Here is a 19032-nt window from a genome sequence, read left to right on the forward strand (position 1 = left end):
AGCCATGAATCGTTTTATTATGGTCAATAGCCAGCAGTGCCTGGGATGCCATGCCTGTGAGGTCGCCTGCGTCATGGCTCACAATGGCGAACAGCATGTCCTGGACCAACGGCATTTTCAGCCCCGAATTACCGTCATTAAGCATCAGCAGCAGCGCAGCGCGGTGACCTGTCACCACTGCGAAGATGCACCCTGCGCCAGAAGTTGCCCAAACGGGGCAATTAGCCATGATAACGACAGCGTTCAGGTGAACCCGCAAAAGTGCATTGGCTGTAAATCGTGCGTCGTTGCCTGTCCTTTCGGCACGATGCAGATCGTACTCACTCCCGTCGCCAAAGGGAAGGTGAAAGCTACCGCGCACAAATGCGATCTGTGCCAGGGGCGTGAACAGGGACCCGCCTGCGTAGAGAACTGTCCGGCGCAGGCGTTACAGCTGGTGACGGAAAATTCGCTTACCGGTCTGTCAAAAGCGCGCAGGCTACGTGCCGCAAGTCTGGAAAGCCAGCCATGGCATGCCAGCACTACCGATTTTGTTCCACATGTCATCACTAAACGTGAGCAAATGCAGGCGACGCCTGCGCGTGGGGAGCCGGATAAACTGGCGATTGAAGCCCGGAAAACCAGCTTTGAAGAGATCTATCTGCCGTTTCGTACGGCACAGGCGGAGCGCGAAGCCTCTCGCTGCCTGAAATGCGGCGACCACAGTATCTGCGAATGGACCTGTCCACTGCATAACCACATTCCGCAGTGGATTGAACTGGTCAAAGCCGGGAATATCGACGCGGCGGTTGAGCTTTCTCACCAGACCAACTGCCTGCCGGAGGTGACCGGACGCGTTTGCCCGCAGGATCGACTCTGCGAAGGGGCATGCACGGTGCGTAGCGAGCATGGCGCAGTCACCATCGGTAATATTGAGCGTTACATCTCCGATCGGGCGCTGAGTAAAGGATGGCGACCGGACTTAAGCCATGTGCAGAAAGTGGACAAGCGTGTTGCCATCATCGGTGCGGGTCCGGCGGGTCTGGCCTGTGCGGATGTGCTGGCGCGCAGCGGCGTCAGCGCCACCGTTTACGATCGCCATCCTGAAATTGGCGGTTTGCTGACGTTCGGTATTCCGGCCTTCAAGCTGGACAAATCGCTGCTGGCGCGTCGCCGTGAAATCTTCAGCGCCATGGGCATTCATTTTGAACTTAACTGTGAAGTGGGTAAGGATGTCGCGCTTGAAAAGCTGCTGGAGGATTACGATGCCGTGTTCGTGGGCGTAGGAACCTATCGTTCCATGAAGGCTGACCTGCCAAATGAAGATGCGCCTGGCGTGTATGATGCGCTGCCGTTCCTGATTGCCAACACCAAGCAGGTGATGGGGCTGGAGGAACTGCCTGAAGAACCGTTTATCGATACCGCCGGACTAAACGTGGTTGTGCTGGGCGGAGGCGATACGGCAATGGACTGTGTGCGAACCGCCCTGCGTCATGGCGCAAGCCAGGTGACCTGCGCCTATCGTCGTGATGAAGCCAACATGCCCGGCTCGAAAAAAGAGGTGAAGAACGCCCGGGAAGAGGGGGCAAATTTCGAGTTTAACGTTCAGCCGGTTGAGCTGGTGTTGCATGCCGATGGGCGAGTCAGCGGTGTGCGTTTCTTACGTACTCAACTTGGCGAACCTGATGCGCAGGGCCGTCGCCGCCCGGTTCCCATTGCCGGGAGTGAGTTTGTGATGCCCGCAGATGCGGTGATTATGGCGTTTGGTTTTCACCCACACGGCATGCCGTGGCTGGAGTCGCATGGCGTTAAGGTCGATAACTGGGGGCGCATTGCCGCCGATGTTGAAAGTGCATACCGTTATCAAACCAGTAACCCGAAAATCTTTGCCGGTGGTGACGCGGTACGCGGTGCAGACCTGGTGGTGACGGCTATGGCGGAAGGGCGGCATGCCGCCCAGGGGATCGTCGACTGGCTGGGCGTAAAATCAGTCAAATCTCATTAATCGGCGAGTAGGCCGGATAAAACGCGTTAGCGTTGCCATCCGGCAATGTGCCGCATGAATGCCTGATGGAGCTTTGCTTATCAGGCCTACATTGTTCCAAGACAAACCCGGTTTCACGGCGTAGTATTATTTCTCACTTCTTGCTGTGGAGCCGGTATGTCGCAAAAAATTACCCTCATCAAAGATAAAGTCCTTTCCGATAACTACTTCGTCCTGCGCAATATCACTTATGACCTGACCCGTAAGAATGGAGAGGTGATCCGTCACAAACGTGAGGTTTACGATCGTGGCAACGGCGCCACAATCCTGCTGTATAACCCGGAGAAGAAAACGGTGGTGCTCATCCGCCAGTTTCGCGTTGCGACATGGGTCAACGGTAACGAAGACGGTCAACTGATTGAAACCTGCGCCGGGCTGCTGGATAACGACGAACCGGAAGCATGTATTCGAAAAGAGGCGATTGAAGAGACCGGCTTTGAAGTGGGTGAAGTACGTAAACTGTTTGAGCTATACATGTCGCCGGGCGGTGTGACGGAAATAATCCACTTCTTCATCGCACAATACAGTGACAGCCAGCGTGCAAACGCGGGTGGCGGCGTGGAAGATGAAGATATTGAAGTTCTGGAACTGCCGTTCACACAGGCGCTGGAAATGATCAAAACAGGTGAGATCCGTGACGGTAAAACGGTGCTATTACTGAACTATTTGCAGTCATCGCATCTCATGGACTGATGCGCGGGATTTATATTTCTTTACAAAATTACGGCCAATCCGACGATTCTTATTGAGCCACATCAGTCGCGCAAGGAAGATACCGCTTAGGCTGTGTGTTTTGACTTCGGGGTTGTACCGTCCATGCGCTATCGCGTTATTCTCCTTTTCCTGCTCGGGTTGCTACCCGCCCGTTTGCTGTGGGCTGCGCCCGCGCAACAGGCGTTTTCTGACTGGCAGGTGACGTGTAATAACCAAAATTTTTGCGTGGCGCGCAATACCGGGGAGCACCACGGCCTGGTCATGACCTTGAGCCGCAGCGCCGGGGCACATACCGATGCCGTGTTGCGTATTGAGCTGGGCGGGCTGGAATCGTCCAGCGTCAAAGAGAGCGATATTGCGCCGCGTCTGCTGTTGGATGGTGCGCCACTCTCGCTGAGCGGCGAGCACTGGCGCATAACTCCCTGGCAGCTGACGACCGATGATCCCACCACCATCAGCACATTTTTACAAACCGTACAGGACGCGAAGGTGATTAGCCTGCAAAAAGGTGCGCAAAACCTTTCGCTGGTCGGGCTAAAAGCCGCGTTGTTGTTTATCGACGCCCAGCAAAAACGGGTGGGGAGCGAAACCGCATGGATTGAAAAAGGTGACGAGCCTCCGCTCAGTGTACCTCCGGCCCCCGCGCTGAAAGGTGTAGCGGTCATTAATCCAACGCCAACGCCTCTCACACAGCAGGAGCGCAGTGAACTGCTGGACTATGGTAACTGGCGAATCAACGGTATTCGCTGCTCTATCGATCCGCTGCGTCGCGAGATGCGCGTCACGGCCCTAACGGATGATAAAGCGCTGCTTATGATTAGTTGTGAGGCCGGGGCGTATAACACTATCGATCTGGCGTGGGTGGTTTCACGTACTACTCCGTTGACTTCACGCGCGGTACGTTTAAGCCTGCCTTTTAAAACGGAGGCGGAAAGTCGCGATATGGAGCTGACCAACGCGACGTTTGACGAGAAGTCGCGGGAGCTGGTTACCCTCGCTAAAGGACGAGGGTTGGCAGATTGCGGTATCCAGACCCGCTGGCGCTACGACGGGCAACGTTTTCGCCTGGTGCGTTACGCCCAGGAGCCAAGTTGTGATAACTGGCATGGGCCAGATGCCTGGCCCACGCTGTGGATCACGCGTTAAGCACCTTGTGCGCTTTGTCGACGATGTTATCCACCGTAAAGCCAAAGAACGGGAACAGCTTGTCCGCCGGAGCCGACTCTCCATAACCCGTCATCCCAACAATTGCCCCTTTCAGCCCGACATATTTGTACCAGTAGTCAGCAATCCCTGCTTCTACCGCCACGCGCGCGCTGACGTTTGCCGGCAGGACCGATTCCCGGTACGCCTCATCTTGGGCGTCGAAGATATCGGTTGAGGGCAGAGACACCACCCGCACGTTACGACCTTCGCCGGTCAGTTTTTCCGCCGCCAGCAGCGTAATTTCCATTTCTGAACCGGTAGCTATCAAGATCACATCCGGCTTACCGCCGCCGTCCTTCAGTACATAGCCGCCGCGGGCAATTTGCTGCACCTGCTCAGGCGTGCGCTCAACCTGCGCCAGATTCTGCCGCGAGAGGATCAGCGCCGTTGGCCCGTCATGGCGTTCGACTGCCAGCTTCCAGCCTACCGCCGCCTCAACCTGATCGCATGGTCGCCAGGTGCTGAAATTAGGCGTCAGACGCAGGCTGGCGAGCTGTTCAACGGCCTGGTGCGTAGGACCATCTTCCCCCAGACCAATCGAGTCGTGGGTATAAACCATGATTTGTCGGGCTTTCATCAGCGCCGCCATGCGCGCGGCATTACGGGCATATTCGACAAACATCAGGAACGTTGCGGTGTACGGTACGAAGCCCCCGTGATGGGCGATACCGTTGGCAATGGCGGTCATGCCAAATTCCCGCACGCCGTAGTGGATGTAGTTTCCTGCATGATCCTCTTTAAGAGAGGAGGAGCCTTTCCAGATGGTCAGGTTGCTGGGTGCCAGATCCGCCGATCCGCCAAGCAGCTCAGGCAGTATAGGCCCGTAAGCGTTAAGGGTATTTTGCGAGGCCTTACGGGTGGCGATTTTGGCCGGATTGGCCTGCAGCTCGGTAATATATTTCTGGGTTGTTGCCTCCCACTCTTTCGGCAGCCCACCGCTCATCCGGCGAGAAAACTCTGCCGCCAGTTCCGGGTAGGCTTGTTGGTAAGCTGCGAATTTCTCCTTCCAGCCCTGTTGCGCTTTTTCGCCTTTCTCGCGTGCATCCCACGCCCGATAAATCTCTTTGGGGATTTCAAAAGCAGGATGATGCCACCCCAGTTTCTGCCGGGTCAGCGCCACCTCTTCTTCGCCCAGCGCAGCGCCGTGCGCTTCCTCTTTTCCGGCTTTATTTGGTGAGCCAAAACCAATCACCGTGCGGCAGATAATCAGCGACGGTTTATCGGTAACAGCCTGCGCTTCCTGAATGGCTTTTTTCACCGCCTCAGGGTCATGACCGTCAATCTCGTGCACCACATGCCAGTGATAAGCCTCAAAGCGTTTTGCAGTATCGTCGGTAAACCAGCCGTCGGTTTCGCCATCAATCGAGATGCCGTTGTGATCGTAGAAGCCGATGAGTTTGCCAAGCCCCAACGTGCCCGCCAGCGAACAAGCCTCGTGTGAAATACCCTCCATCAGACAGCCGTCGCCCATAAAGACCCAGGTAAAGTGGTCAACAATCTCATGGTCTGGCTGGTTAAACTGCGCTGCCAGCGTTCGCTCGGCAATGGCCATGCCGACGGCGTTGGCTAACCCCTGGCCCAGCGGTCCGGTGGTGGTTTCCACGCCCGGTGTGTAGCCAATTTCCGGGTGACCTGGCGTTTTCGAATGGAGCTGACGGAAGTTCTTTAATTCTTCGATCGGCAGGTCGTAACCGGAAAGATGCAACAGGCTGTAAAGCAGCATTGAGGCGTGGCCGTTGGACAGAATAAACCGGTCACGATCGTACCAGGTGGGATCGGCCGGGTTATGGCGTAGAAAATCGTTCCACAGCACTTCGGCGATATCGGCCATCCCCATTGGTGCTCCAGGGTGGCCGGAGTTTGCTTTTTGGACGGCATCCATACTTAGCGCACGAATGGCATTGGCAAGCTCTTTACGGGTCATAGGAAATACTCCTTGAAAAGTAAAGTGTTAGATGCGTGTTGTGATTCACACTTTTGGGAAAATTGCGGGCGTTGTCAGCAAAAAGCATAGCAGACAAGCATGGTATTGCTGGATTAAGCAGGTAACATGGCTGTTATAAATTGATAACAAATTCTTTCTTTGAATGGTGAGAGTTTGGGGACCTTCAAAGTTTGTGCCGTTGACTGAGGTGATAATGTGCGGCTCAGTAGAATGGTTACCCGCGCCACTTTTTTGATAGATACGTGAAAGGAACAACAAGATGGATGACCAGTTAAAACAAAGCGCCCTCGATTTCCACGAATTTCCGGTACCCGGTAAAATCCAGGTTTCTCCAACCAAGCCTCTGGCAACGCAGCGCGACCTGGCGCTGGCCTATTCGCCGGGCGTGGCTGCACCGTGTCTTGAAATTGAAAAGGACCCGCTGGCAGCCTACAAATACACCGCGCGCGGCAACCTGGTTGCGGTTATTTCCAACGGTACAGCGGTGCTGGGTCTCGGCAACATTGGCGCGTTGGCCGGCAAACCGGTGATGGAAGGTAAAGGCGTTCTGTTTAAGAAATTCGCCGGGATCGACGTGTTCGACATTGAAGTCGATGAACTCGATCCGGATAAATTTATCAATGTGGTTGCGGCCCTGGAACCCACGTTTGGCGGTATCAACCTCGAAGATATCAAAGCGCCGGAGTGCTTCTACATTGAGCAAAAACTGCGCGAACGCATGAATATTCCGGTCTTCCACGATGACCAGCACGGTACGGCAATCATCAGTACTGCCGCAATTCTGAACGGTCTGCGGGTGGTTGAGAAAAATATCTCTGACGTGCGCATGGTGGTGTCTGGTGCAGGTGCGGCGGCGATTGCCTGTATGAACCTGCTGGTAGCGCTGGGTATGCAGAAACACAATATTGTGGTCTGTGACTCCAAAGGCGTGATTTACAAAGACCGCGAACCGAACATGGCGGAAACCAAAGCGGCTTACGCGGTGGTGGATGATGGTAAGCGCACGCTGGATGATGTTATTGACGGCGCAGATATTTTCCTCGGCTGCTCGGGCCCTAAAGTGCTGACGCAGGAAATGGTTAAGAAGATGGCGCGTGCGCCAATGATTCTGGCACTCGCCAACCCGGAACCGGAAATCCTGCCGCCGCTGGCAAAAGAGGTGCGTTCCGACGCCATCATCTGTACCGGTCGTTCAGACTACCCGAACCAGGTTAACAACGTCCTGTGCTTCCCGTTCATCTTCCGCGGTGCGCTGGATGTCGGTGCCACGGCCATCAACGAAGAGATGAAACTGGCGGCGGTGCACGCCATTGCTGAGCTGGCGCATGCCGAGCAGAGTGAAGTGGTGGCCTCTGCTTATGGCGATCAGGACCTGAGCTTCGGCCCGGAATACATCATTCCGAAACCGTTCGACCCGCGTCTGATCGTCAAAATCGCCCCTGCTGTAGCGAAAGCGGCGATGGACTCCGGCGTGGCAACGCGTCCGATTGCCGACTTTGACGCTTACATCGATAAGCTGACCGAGTTCGTCTACAAAACCAACCTGTTCATGAAGCCGATTTTCTCCCTGGCACGCAAAGCGCCAAAGCGCGTGGTGCTGACCGAAGGGGAAGAAGCGCGCGTACTGCACGCTACCCAGGAGCTGATCACGTTAGGGCTGGCAAAACCGATCCTGATCGGGCGTCCGAGCGTTATTGAAATGCGTATCCAGAAGCTGGGTCTGCAGATCAAAGCGGGTGTCGATTTTGAAATCGTCAACAATGAGTCCGATCCGCGCTTTAAAGAGTACTGGAGCGAGTACTACCAGATTATGAAGCGTCGTGGGATTACCCAGGAGCAGGCGCAGCGTGCGGTGATTGCCAACACCACGGTGATCGGCGCAATCATGGTACAGCGCGGCGAAGCGGATGCGATGATCTGCGGTACGATTGGCGACTACCATGAGCACTTCAGTGTGGTAAAAGAGGTGTTTGGTCATCGCGACGGCGTGCATACTGCCGGAGCGATGAACGCCTTGCTGCTGCCAAGCGGTAACACCTTTATCGCCGATACTTACGTCAACGACGATCCTACGCCTGAGCAACTGGCGGAAATCGCCGTGATGGCGGCAGAGACCGTGCGCCGCTTTGGTATTGAACCGAAGGTGGCGTTGTTGTCGCACTCCAACTTTGGTTCCTCTAACTGCCCGTCGGCCAGCAAAATGCGCGACGCGCTGGAGCTGATTAAGGCGCGTGCGCCAGAGTTGATGATTGACGGCGAAATGCACGGCGATGCCGCGCTGGTGGAAAGCATCCGTAATGACCGCATGCCGGACAGTCCATTGAAAGGCTCAGCGAATATTCTGGTGATGCCAAATATGGAAGCGGCCCGTATTAGTTACAACTTACTACGCGTTTCCAGTTCTGAAGGCGTAACGGTTGGCCCGGTGCTGATGGGGGTTGCGAAACCTGTTCACGTATTAACGCCGATCGCCTCTGTTCGTCGTATCGTTAATATGGTGGCGCTGGCGGTTGTAGAAGCCCAAACGCAGCCGCTGTAACTATTATGTTATTTTGCCCTTATCTTGGCTTTGTCGGGATAAGGGCTTTTTCCGTAGCAAGATATTCCATTTTCTAACTTTCTTATCTCAATCATGCTTCTTCTAAAATAATATAATTGGTGTCAGAACTATCTTTTGTTGCTGCAAGGAAACCTTTGGAACTGTTTTAAATAATTAGAATCATACCGATATGGTATGCCTCCTGGCACCAGCGGCAGGCCCCGGTGGTCGCAGTGGTACAGGCGGATTGTTCTCTGCGGCGTGTATTCTGGTTCCATCAGGTTTTGTATCTGCTCCGGCGTCAGCCCGCACTGTGCCAGCCATACCCGGTTAGCTTCGCTGAGTTCTCCGCGCTGTAGTTCCGCTTCCAGACTATCCACCAGCGCCACCAGTTCCGGCGGGAAGGTTACGTTCGCTTCCTGTTGAAATTTCTCCGCCAGCGTGCGGCCTACTGCTTTTGCCAGTTCTGCGGTTTGGGTTTCGATTCTGACCAGCGGTGTGAAGCTGCCCGGTGTGTAAATCGTCTGTACGCGCTGTGTGTCTGTTTCAGTGGTGGTCAGCCTGTCGCCGTACCAGACACATTCCGTTATCTCTGGCCGGGTTTTGCTGCCGTCCTCATACCGGCGGCTTTTCCTGACCCAGCGGCCCAGCGGGTCATACAGGTAGCGGCGTTCCAGAAGTGCAGCACCCTGTTGCCCGCAGCGGTAGTGCGCCAGACGGTGCTGGTTATCGTAGTGATAATGGTGGCTGTGGCTACCGCCGTCACGGTCGCCGTCAGCCAGCCCCGTTCGTTGTACTGCCAGCGTTCGGCCTCTTCATCATGCACGGTACGGTGCGTCAGGCGGTCGGCTTCATCGTAATGCCAGAGCGTGACCTGGCTTTGATGTCGCCCACTGTGATCTGGTACGCTATAACCTCCGTCAGGGCGCGAACCACACCCACGATTTCTGCTTGGTTCGGTTTTACTGTGATTTACATTTATTTTTAGAGTTCCGTACATTTTTAATAAGCAATGATTCATTCAGATACTGCCCCCAATATATATTTAATGCCTTTTCAGTATTTTGATCATTATATTTGTTACATAAATATTGAAGTGTAAAAGAAATAGCTGCCTTTTTATTACAACTAAAGCAATCAAGATTTTTTACTATCCAAGTAGTGCTGGGGATACCATTCCTAACAGGAGGGGTGAGCATATTTAAAATAGTATCCACTAAAGCATCAGCTTCGTAATAACTTTCAATAAAAAGTTTTAAATAGGCTGCAATATAATATGAGAATGCTGGTTTAGTGAGACACATGACAGCCTCTTCAGAATGGTAAAGATCACTGGCTATTAATTCAATCCAACTCTTTCCAGAAAAAAGATTTATAGCGTCATGGCAATATGCAATGTTGTCTTCATCAACGACCCCATTTTTCAAATAATCTGGATATTCAGAAAACGTTTTCTGAATATAATCTATGATCTCGTCTTTTCCCATTTATAAACATCCTTTTATTACAGCCAATGTAGTACATGACATCGTAGTGCCCCTGACCGTTTCTCTTTCAAGCTGATGCCGTAAATCACCTCAATTAAAACATTGATTCATAATATTATTCCTTGCTGATACACAAGCAAGACCATACACACCTTTCTGAAGTATAGTTTCACAACTATCGGTTGGGTAACACTTTCTTTTTTGGTTGCAAATAGCTTCTTTTTGATTTTTCAGATGCCCATAATAATCATTAGAACAATTACCTGGAGGTGGCGGATTATTAATGGCATCTCCAAAGTTTTTCCACCATTTTGTCAATGTTTTTGCTGCATTTGCATTTGCATTTGCATCTGCTTCCTGCTGTACAGTACTTTTTGGCAATGGAATTGGGAAGGGGAACGGACCAGGAAGAACTGCTGTTAACCCCAGAGGGTCAGTATTTGTGACAGGATTCAGCGGGTACGTGTATAGATTCCATCCCCCCTCCAGCCCTATCGGATCCTGGGTGATATACCGTCCCAGCCCCGGATTGTAGCAGCGGTGGCGGTTGTAATACAGTTCTGATTCATCATCATACTGCTGGCCCGGCAGGCGAATGTTGTGCGGGTTATTCTCACTGAGCTGATTACTCCACTCATTGTACTCCGCCTGCCAGGCGATATTCCCGTCGCTGTCCAGCAGTGCCAGCGGCAGGCCCCAGTAGTCGCAGTGATACAGGTATTTTTCTCTCAGGCGTATATTCCGGCTCCAGTTATACCGCCATTCAGTCCACCGTCAGGCCGCAGCCTGCCAGCCATTGATGGCTCTCCGTGTTGCCTTCCTGTTACAGTGTTTACGTCGGCATCTTTTTGTCCCACTGTATCCTTCAGCCCTACATCCGATTCACCTTTCTAACGCATGGGTATGGGGAGTCGACGAGTTAACGGACGCAATTTTTCTCTGTCATTCCATAAACCGGGGAAGACTTCGAATTTCAGATCGTCGCGATCGATGCCCGTATCAAAGTAACGTCTCAGCCTGTCGCCTAAATCCTTATCTCCCCACATATTAGTTAACTCGTACTTTTCAATAATCGCTTTATCTTCAACGACCGAGAGATCGTGTTTGATGACCTCTGCGTGTGTAGGTGCTTCTTGCACATTTCTGGTACGAATTAATTTGCCGCCTAAAAAAGGAAAACTGTCTGTGTCCCCTTTGTAATGACCATAGTCAAGCCTGTTATAAAACCTTATCCAGTACATACTCAATGGCTTTTGGCTTGCAACAACGGAGGAGGCCTTAATTCTGCCGACTCCCAGCACCCGGTTAACATCCCCAACGACAAAAACACGGAACAACTCTTTTATTTCATTCAGATCAATATTTTCCCATACGCCATCATGATTATAGATGTCAAAAAAACGCATTATGGAATGCTCTTCCATCTGGCCAATGCTATACAAATCATCACGTAATTTCAGATTAACCAGTTTGCCCGGCTTCCATACTATTCGTGCCATGTATTAATCCTTAACAAACAGTGCCATAACACTGCGCATCCGCAGCATCTGGACTGATGTCAATTTCATTAACGAGCGCACAGGCACACTGTGTCACGCTGCCATATTTGCAGGAATTTAATGAATTCATATGTAGTGCGGTACCTAGGAAACTTAAAATACCCATTCCTTTGACTACGCCATTCGGTACCTTAAGGTACTTATCAGCAGCATTAAGATAAGACCGGCGATTGGGATTATTAACTCCCACGGGATTTTGTTTGTTCGCCGTGCCTGTTAGCCCACCATTCTGTTCAAAAAAACGTTGCTCTAGGCCACGGCTGATGGATTTAGCATCACTTCCGTACCCTTCATATTGTATGTCAGGAGGTATACCATTAAAGCGACTAAAATCGCCACCATAACGATATTTAAGAACGTCTGGACCATTCTGCGCCCCATGCATACTGGCATAGCCAACATATGGCTTACCGGTACAAACATCCAGACCTTGATAAGTGATATGTGTTGCCGTCGCCGGATTACCGGCAAGACCAAGCGGGTCGGCAAAACTTATCGGATCGAGAGGGTATATGTACGCATTCCACCCTCCGTTCAATCCAATCAGGTCCTGGGTGATATACCGTCCCTGTCCCGGATTGTAGTAGCGGTGGCGGTTGTAATACAATTCCGATTCATCATCATACTGCTGTCCCGGCAGGCGTATCAGCTGTTGCAGATTGTGTGGATTATCTTCCCGCAGCACGTTGCCCCATTCGTCATACTCCGCACGCCAGCTGATGGCGCCGTCCAGGCTTATCAGCGCCAGCGGCAGGCCCCGGTGGTCGCACTGGTACAGGTGGATATTACGCTGCGGAGTGTACTCCGACTCCAGCTGATTTTTCATCTGCTCCGGCGTCAGCCCGCACTGCGCCAGCCACTGCAGACTCCCGGTACTGCTGCCGCTGCGCTACGTCTCCCGGTATACTTGGTCTCGGATGAAGTCGAGTACCGGGGGTAGGGGATCGACAAGTTTCATTTCCATAGGATTTTAAACTTACTACAACTAACGTAACGGTATTGGGAGACGCCGGGTTAATGGGCGAAGAGCCTCTCTATCATTCCATAATCCCGGGAAAACTTCGAATTTTAGATCATCGCGGTCAATACCTGTATCAAAGTATCGCCGCAATCTATCACCTAAATCGTTATGTCCCCACATATTAGTTATTTCATATTTTTCAATTATTTCTTTATCATTAACTGGTGATAGATCATGTTGTAACGTTTCTATTTCTTCAGTTGAGTGCATTTTTACATCTACACGAACTAATCGACCTCCTAAAAAAGGAAAGGTTAGTTCATTACCTGGATAATGAATATCAAGCCTTGTATATGGTTTTATCCAATAAAGTTCTAATGATTGATTACTAGGGATTACAGTGGTTCCGTTATTCTACAAACCGCTAGTTTTTGATTTACTACTCTTCCAACATAGACTCGGAAAAGTTGACGTATATTATTAAGGTCTAGATCATGCCACGCTCCATTGTCATTAAAAATATTGAAGCATCGCATAATTGAACCATCTTCCATCTGTGCGATAGTATATAAATCATCTCGTAATTTAAGGGTGACTAAATTTTTAGCTTTCCATACAATGCGAGCCATAACCTATCCTCTTAGTAAACTTCGCCATAACATTGTTTATCTGCTGCTTCGGAACTTATTGTCGTTTCGTTAACCAAGGCACAAAAGCATTGAGTAACACTACCATATTTACATGAGTTGAGTGAGTTCATGTGTAAAGCTGTTAATGCGAAATTTAATCCACTAAAACCTTTAGCGATTCCGCTGTTTACTCCGAAATACTGATCCGCTTTGCTTAGATAAGAGGTACGGTTTGGGTTATTAATGCCCACTGGGTTTTGTTTATTTGCTGTGCCACTAAGACCACCGTTTGACTCAAACTGACGTTGTTCAATTCCTCTTGCTGTGTGTTTAGCATCCATTCCGTAACCTGAATAACTAATTTCTGGTTGGATCCCTCCAAAACGTTCGTAGTTACCTCCATAGCGATAAGCCAGTACATCCATAGCTGCTTGGTTTCCTTGCATACTTGCATATCCAGAATATGGTTTCCCGGTACAAATATCCATTCCTTGGTAAGCGATGTGTGTTGCAGTTGCTGGATTACCAGCTAAACCCAATGGGTCTATGTAACTAACCGGATCTAACGGATAAATGTATTGATTCCATCCCCCCATCAGCCCTATCGGGTCTTAGGAGCGATTCCGGTGCCATCGTACTTTTTAACACGCTACCGCCCGCGTCGTCTCTGGCTTCACGACCATCACCCTTCACATATTTTACACCACATTAACATGACTGTCCCGACAGGCGGTTTGGCGCCCCGTTATCATACCATCCACACCCGATCCGGTCAGTATTCCGCCGCCGGCGTGTACTCCGGCTCAAGCTGATTTTTCATCTGCTCCGGTGTCAGCCCGCACTGCGCCAGCCACTGCAGGTTCCCGGCGCTGATGTCACCGCGCCGCAGCTCCTGCTCCAGTCCGTCCAGCAACGCCACCAGTTCCGGCACGAAGGTCATGCCCGCATTCTGCTGAAGCTTTTCCACCAGCGAGCGGTGTGCGGATTTTGCCAGCTCCGTCAGTTCGGTTTCCACCCTGACCAGCGGCGTGAAGCTGCCGGGTTCGTAAATCCTCTGGACGCGGTTCTGCGCCGTTTGCGTGGTGGTCAGCCGGTCACCGTCCCAGCCGTACCACGTCATTTCCGGGGGGGGATTCAGCCGGAGATATTCCCGGCCGTTGAGAGATTCGCACCGGCTTCGCCACACCCGTTTGCCGGCCCGGCGCCCCAGCGGGTCATGCAGATGCCAACTTTCCAACATTGAATGCCAGTCGGTAATGCGCCAGTTGGTGCTGCTTTTCGTAATGCCAGTGGAGATGGTGGCTGAAATCTGTGAACCAGACGCGTTTGTTATAACTTCTCGAAATGGAGATGCTACTCTTGACATTTGATATATGACAGGAAGCTTGATTTATAAAAAATCATTCCAAAAGGCTATACAGGCTTTACTTGCATAAGAAAAACCAAGAATTTCTGATTCGTAGGACATAAATTGAGCAATAATAGATAGTTGATCATCAGAAAAACCAATAACAAAATTTAAAAAATCATCATGATCACGATATTCTGGACATAAGAACTGCTGAATAAAATCAGACTCAAAAACCCAAAAATCAATTCTATTAAATAAAGAAGCATAAATATAAAGAGGAGTGTAATAGTGAATAGCTCTTTCAGGTAGAAATAGGATGCCTAATTCTAAAGCATATGAGTCACTCTTCAAATTCAACTCCTTAGCTATTTTAATCCATTGTTTATTTTGAAAAAAAACATAGACCAGATCTGCATCACCTAATCCTGTAATTTCTTCTGAAAGATAAGGGAAAGGCTGTGTTGGAAAATTTTCTATAAGTACATCACACACATCCATTTCATTAAAAAAGTTTATCTTTTTCATTTTATTAATCCACTACAATCAGCTGCCGTTTTGTATGCTTTGTTTTCCTCTTCCATGTGGATTCTATCTCCACCGCTAAAGCATTGATTATTGATTTGTTTCCTGACCGAAGCGCACGCGAGGTTTACTTCATACCGTCTCAGTATCTCATCTCTTGGCATTTGAGGAGCACAGGCCCTAGATTGGTTACATAATTTATTCTTTTCATTTTGCAAATCATTAAGATCTTGTGGAGTACAATTACCTCCTGGATTTAAACCTGACTTATGCTCATCTGTCAATTTATCTGCTTCTGGATTAACTTTACGGCCATATTGATCTCTACGTGATTGTCCACTTTGAATAATTCCGCCTGACGAAAACAAACCACAACTCATTAGGGCTGCAGCACCTAAAATTATCGGATTTAATCCTTTTGGGTCTATCTCTGTGAGCGGATCCAACGGATACTGGTACGGGTTCCACCCCCCCTCCACCCCTATCGGGTCCTGGGTGATATACCGTCCCTGTCCCGGATTGTAGTAGCGGTGGCGGTTGTAGTGCAGTCCGGGTTCGTCGTCATACTGCTGGCCCGGCAGGCGTATCAGCTGTTGCAGATTGTACGGATTATCTTCCCGCAGCACGTTGCCCCATTCGTCATACTCCGCACGCCAGCTGATGGCGCCATCCTGGCTTATCAGCGCCAGCGGCAGGCCCCGGTGGTCGCAGTGGTACAGATGAAGCGTCCTTTCCGGGACCGGCAGCGGCTCCATCTGCGCCGCCATCTGTTCCGGCGTCAGGCCGCACCCGGCCAGCCACTGCCGGTTCTCATCGCTGATAACCCCGGCGCGCAGCTCACCTTCCAGGCGGTCCAGCATCTGTACCAGCGCCGGCGGGAACACCACGCCAGCGCCATCCTCGCTGCCTTCCTGCCGGAGTTTCTCCGCCAGCGTCCGGTGACGGCGCAGGGTATCCAGCTCCTCCGTGGCGGTCGCCACCCGGATGAGCGGCGTGAAGCTGCCGGGTTCGTAAATCGTCTGGACACGGTGTTGCGCCGTCTGCGTGGTGGTCAGCCGGTCGCCGTCCCAGCCGTACCAGGTGGTGTACGGCCTGTGCGACAGCGCCATCTGGTCATGGTCCGGATGTTCACGCTCCCGTTTCCACACCTGCTTTCCGATACGCCTGCCCAGCGGGTCGTGGAGATACCCTCCTTCCGCCTGCTTTTTGCCGTACTGTGTGCGGAGGTAGTGCACCAGCCGGTGCTGGTTGTCGTAGCTGTAGCGGTGTGTGCGTTCATCGTACATGCGGATGGCCCCGTCCGGGATACGGTCCGTCTTCTCCGTCAGCCTGCCGTAACGGTCATAGCGGTACAGGTACTGTGCATCCTGCACGATACGGTTATCCGGCCATACTGTGAGGAGGCTGTCCGGGTACAGTTCCGGGTCCGGCAGACGGTTGCCCGCCGGGTCGGTGGCGTAAGGGAGGCGGATATCCAGGCCGTCCGCAGTCATGCGCACGCCGGTGAGCCTGCCGGTCTGGCTGTAGTCGTATTCCCGGGTCTGGCGCGGGGTGCTGATGCGGGTCAGATGCCCGGCCCCGTCATACCCGTAGTCGCGGTTCAGAAGCGGACTGTTCAGGTGCCGGCTCAGCAGCTGTCCGGCCGCGCTGTAGCCGGTGGTGAGCGTGTATTCGCCGAAAAGGCGTTGTGTCTCCCGGTGCAGGCGGTCGCGGGTGAAGTCGATGAGTGGGGTGCTGCCGAGTTTCATTCCAGCCAGATAACCGGAGCCGTAAGTCAGCCACTCCACGGCAGGCAGTTTGTCTGATGTCATGCGGTGCGCCAGGCCAGCGTCGCTGTAGTCGTGCCGGGTCTCATGCTGCCAGAGCGGTTCGTCCGTTTCCGGGTGATGCACCACCTGTTGTTCGTGGATGAGACGGCCTTTCTCATCGTAGCCGTAGTGCACGGCGACCCGGTGGCCTTCACTGAGGTGGCTGATTTCCGCCAGCCAGCCGCGTTCGTTGTACTGCCACTGTTCCGCCGGTTCGCCGTTCACCGTGCGGTGCGTCAGGCGGTCAGCGTCATCGTAATACCACACCGTGACGAGGTCTTCGTCCTTACTGCACACCCTTTTCCCTGTCAGGTCATAGTCATACTGCTGCGTTCTCCCGTCAAAGCCGGTCTGCTGCGTCAGCCTGTCCAGTGCATCGTAAGTGAATTCAGTGTGGCTGCCGTTCTCATTGGTCAGCTGCGTCACCCGTCCGGCGGCATCGTACTGCATCCGGCGGGTCAGGCCGCCTGCGGTGATACTGACCGGTCTGCCGCCCGCATCGTACTGCGTTTCAGTGCGGTTGCCGTCCGGGGTAATCACTGCCGTCAGGTCGCCGGCCTCACTGTATTCATAGCGGGTCTCGCGGCCTGCCGCATCTCTCTGGCTGACAGGCCGGCCCCGGGTATCGTAAGCGCGATACTGGCTGAGACCTTCTTCCTGATGAACGGCTGTGACCTGCCCGAAACGGTCATAGTCATAGCGGGTTTCATACCCCGAACAGTCGGTGAAGCTCAGCAGTTGCCCGTGGCGGCTCCACACCATCTGCTTTTTGCTGCCGGTGGCGTCTTCGCTGGTGCAGGGGTATTCACTGTGCGGGTCATCATACACATAGCGGGTGATGCTCCCCTGACGGGAAGTCTGCGCAGTCAGGCGGCCATATTCATCGTATTCGTGCTTCTCCCGTAAACCGTCCGGGTGGGTGATACCGGTCAGCTGACGCCCGTCATTGTAATAAAACGCCGTCTTCCGGCCGTCAGGGGAGATAATTTCGGTGATGTTACCGGAAGCGATACTGTACCGGTATTCGGTTTTCCGGCCTGCCGCATCCGTCTGCGCGGTGAGCCAGCCCGGGGGGCTGTATTCACTGCGGGTCACGCTGCCGTCGGCGTATTCCTTTTTCACCACCCGCTTCAGGCCACCTTCGCCTTCGGTGTGCAGCACTTCCCGGCGGTGCAGGCTGTCGGTAATGGTGACGGCGTTTTTCCCGTATTCATAGCGGTAGCTCAAGCCTGCCGGATTATGCTGCTCCACCACACGGCCCGCTGCATCGTGGCGGTAGGTGGTCTGCGGGCGTCCGGCGTACTGGTGTGCCACCATCCTGCCCGGGGTATCCGCGGCATAGTCAAAGCGGCGAACCTGCACCCCGCCCCGGTCATACACCGCTGCCAGCTCCCCGCGCGGGGAATAGTCATAGCGCGCCAGCGGGGATGCCGGCAGGTTGTCCGGGTATTCCGGGTCGTGCGTCAGCCAGACGGCACCGAGGCGGACCCCGTCATCCTGGCCGTAGCGGGTGGCGGGCAGTGTGTTCATCTGCTTCAGCACCAGCCGGAAACGGCGGCCTGCGCCATCGGTCACCCCGGTGATATGGCCGCTGAACGGCCCGGCGGCATCACGGTGATATGAGAGTCTGCGCCCGAAACTGTCCACCAGCCCGGTCAGCACCCGGTACGGCGGCAGCGGGGCAGGAAGTACCTCATCCGGCTCCGGTACCCGTTCAGGCCACCCCAGTATCCACCATGGTCCCTGTGGGCTGTTTGCCGCCAGGTACTGATGCGGGCTCAGGCGGGTGTCTTCCGGCAGCGCCTGCCAGAGACGGTGCAGGGGATGACTCTCGTGCCGCTTCGCCACGCCGCCACGGGCGAGCCAGAAGCGTTCGCTGCGGCTGAAGGCCACTTCCCCCGGGAGCAGGTGTTCAAAGTGAATACTGCGCCCGCCGTTATCATTGAGGATAAGTTCCTCATCACGTATCTGTAAGCGAATATCGAATGGTGCTTTCCAGCCGGGGCCGAAGATGCCGGCCGGTGCCGGGGTACGGGTCCGGTAACTGCTGTAGGCGCGGGTGAGGACAAAGGGCAGCGGGCCGGGCAGGGTGAAATCGGTCTCACCGGGCAGGACCTTGGCGCCGAGCAGCGGGTTAACCGGGGAGCCGTAGGTGACACCGCCGGGACACACCGAGCAGGCGACGCCGGTGGGGGCGCCAATCATCACGCCCATGGAGCCCTGGGCTATCGGCCCGCCGAACTTCGTCATGTCGCCCATCCGGGCTGCCGGTTTACCGCCGCTCATCG

Annotated in this window: 14 protein-coding genes and 2 pseudogenes; 4 read left to right on the forward strand and 12 right to left on the reverse strand. The window is 53.3% G+C overall.

Annotated elements, in window-relative coordinates; genetic code table 11:
• The first annotated feature begins 4 nt into the window (after positions 1-4).
• From aegA to IB222_RS06565, 3 genes are all read left to right on the forward strand, one after another.
• Positions 5-1984: a formate-dependent uric acid utilization protein AegA gene (aegA, locus tag IB222_RS06555; RefSeq protein ID WP_149281441.1), complete on the forward strand. Its 1980-nt coding sequence runs from the start codon at positions 5-7 to the stop codon at positions 1982-1984.
• Positions 1985-2140: 156 nt separating this feature from the next.
• On the forward strand, positions 2141-2716 hold the full coding sequence (nudK, locus tag IB222_RS06560) for a GDP-mannose pyrophosphatase NudK (RefSeq protein WP_003835070.1): 576 nt from the start codon (positions 2141-2143) through the stop codon (positions 2714-2716).
• Positions 2717-2839: 123 nt separating this feature from the next.
• The gene (locus tag IB222_RS06565) at positions 2840-3883 is read left to right on the forward strand and encodes a DUF1176 domain-containing protein (protein ID WP_149384780.1); all 1044 of its coding nucleotides are present in this window, start codon (positions 2840-2842) and stop codon (positions 3881-3883) included.
• On the opposite strand, the gene tkt is transcribed toward IB222_RS06565, so the two are convergent.
• Positions 3873-5867 (reverse strand): transketolase, encoded by a 1995-nt coding sequence (gene tkt, locus IB222_RS06570; RefSeq protein WP_149281439.1) that lies wholly within the window; start codon positions 5865-5867, stop codon positions 3873-3875. The genes IB222_RS06565 and tkt overlap by 11 nt on opposite strands.
• 280 nt (positions 5868-6147) lie before the next feature.
• Here tkt and maeB point away from each other — a divergent pair, with 280 nt between their 5' ends.
• A complete protein-coding gene (gene maeB / locus IB222_RS06575) occupies positions 6148-8427 on the forward strand; it encodes an NADP-dependent oxaloacetate-decarboxylating malate dehydrogenase (protein ID WP_003835063.1) in 2280 nt (759 codons plus the stop codon).
• A 586-nt stretch (positions 8428-9013) separates the two neighbouring features.
• Here maeB and IB222_RS06580 read toward each other — a convergent pair.
• The 11 genes and pseudogenes from IB222_RS06580 to IB222_RS06630 all read right to left on the reverse strand — a co-directional run bounded on the left by IB222_RS06580 (position 9014) and on the right by IB222_RS06630 (position 19030).
• Positions 9014-9427 carry a hypothetical protein gene (locus tag IB222_RS06580; protein WP_187392918.1) on the reverse strand — a complete coding sequence of 138 codons (414 nt, stop codon included), beginning with the start codon at positions 9425-9427 and terminating at the stop codon, positions 9014-9016.
• A complete protein-coding gene (locus IB222_RS06585) occupies positions 9390-9914 on the reverse strand; it encodes a hypothetical protein (protein ID WP_148361667.1) in 525 nt (174 codons plus the stop codon). The genes IB222_RS06580 and IB222_RS06585 overlap by 38 nt, the downstream gene beginning before the upstream one ends.
• Positions 9915-10004: 90 nt before the next feature.
• The gene (locus IB222_RS06590; RefSeq protein ID WP_223240829.1) at positions 10005-10295 is read right to left on the reverse strand and encodes a hypothetical protein; all 291 of its coding nucleotides are present in this window, start codon (positions 10293-10295) and stop codon (positions 10005-10007) included.
• 39 nt (positions 10296-10334) lie between these two features.
• Positions 10335-10728 (reverse strand): annotated as a pseudogene (locus IB222_RS06595) (RHS repeat-associated core domain-containing protein); the annotation flags it as partial.
• A 76-nt stretch (positions 10729-10804) separates the two neighbouring features.
• The gene (locus tag IB222_RS06600; RefSeq protein ID WP_148361668.1) at positions 10805-11413 is read right to left on the reverse strand and encodes a hypothetical protein; all 609 of its coding nucleotides are present in this window, start codon (positions 11411-11413) and stop codon (positions 10805-10807) included.
• 10 nt (positions 11414-11423) lie between these two features.
• A pseudogene (locus IB222_RS06605) lies at positions 11424-12341 on the reverse strand (RHS repeat-associated core domain-containing protein); the annotation flags it as partial.
• A 488-nt stretch (positions 12342-12829) separates the two neighbouring features.
• Positions 12830-13063: a hypothetical protein gene (locus tag IB222_RS06610; RefSeq protein ID WP_223240825.1), complete on the reverse strand. Its 234-nt coding sequence runs from the start codon at positions 13061-13063 to the stop codon at positions 12830-12832.
• Positions 13064-13074: 11 nt separating this feature from the next.
• Positions 13075-13659 carry an RHS repeat-associated core domain-containing protein gene (locus IB222_RS06615; protein ID WP_148361670.1) on the reverse strand — a complete coding sequence of 195 codons (585 nt, stop codon included), beginning with the start codon at positions 13657-13659 and terminating at the stop codon, positions 13075-13077.
• 176 nt (positions 13660-13835) lie between these two features.
• On the reverse strand, positions 13836-14429 hold the full coding sequence (locus IB222_RS06620) for an RHS repeat protein (RefSeq protein WP_149384779.1): 594 nt from the start codon (positions 14427-14429) through the stop codon (positions 13836-13838).
• Between the two features lie 24 nt (positions 14430-14453).
• A complete protein-coding gene (locus tag IB222_RS06625; protein WP_149384778.1) occupies positions 14454-14939 on the reverse strand; it encodes a hypothetical protein in 486 nt (161 codons plus the stop codon).
• The gene (locus tag IB222_RS06630) at positions 14936-19030 is read right to left on the reverse strand and encodes an RHS repeat-associated core domain-containing protein (protein WP_348925776.1); all 4095 of its coding nucleotides are present in this window, start codon (positions 19028-19030) and stop codon (positions 14936-14938) included. Before IB222_RS06630 ends, IB222_RS06625 begins: the two co-directional genes overlap by 4 nt.
• Between the last annotated feature and the right edge of the window lie 2 nt (positions 19031-19032).

It is taken from the genome of Citrobacter sp. C13, assembly GCF_014596815.2.
Taxonomy (GTDB): Bacteria; Pseudomonadota; Gammaproteobacteria; order Enterobacterales; family Enterobacteriaceae; genus Citrobacter; species Citrobacter portucalensis.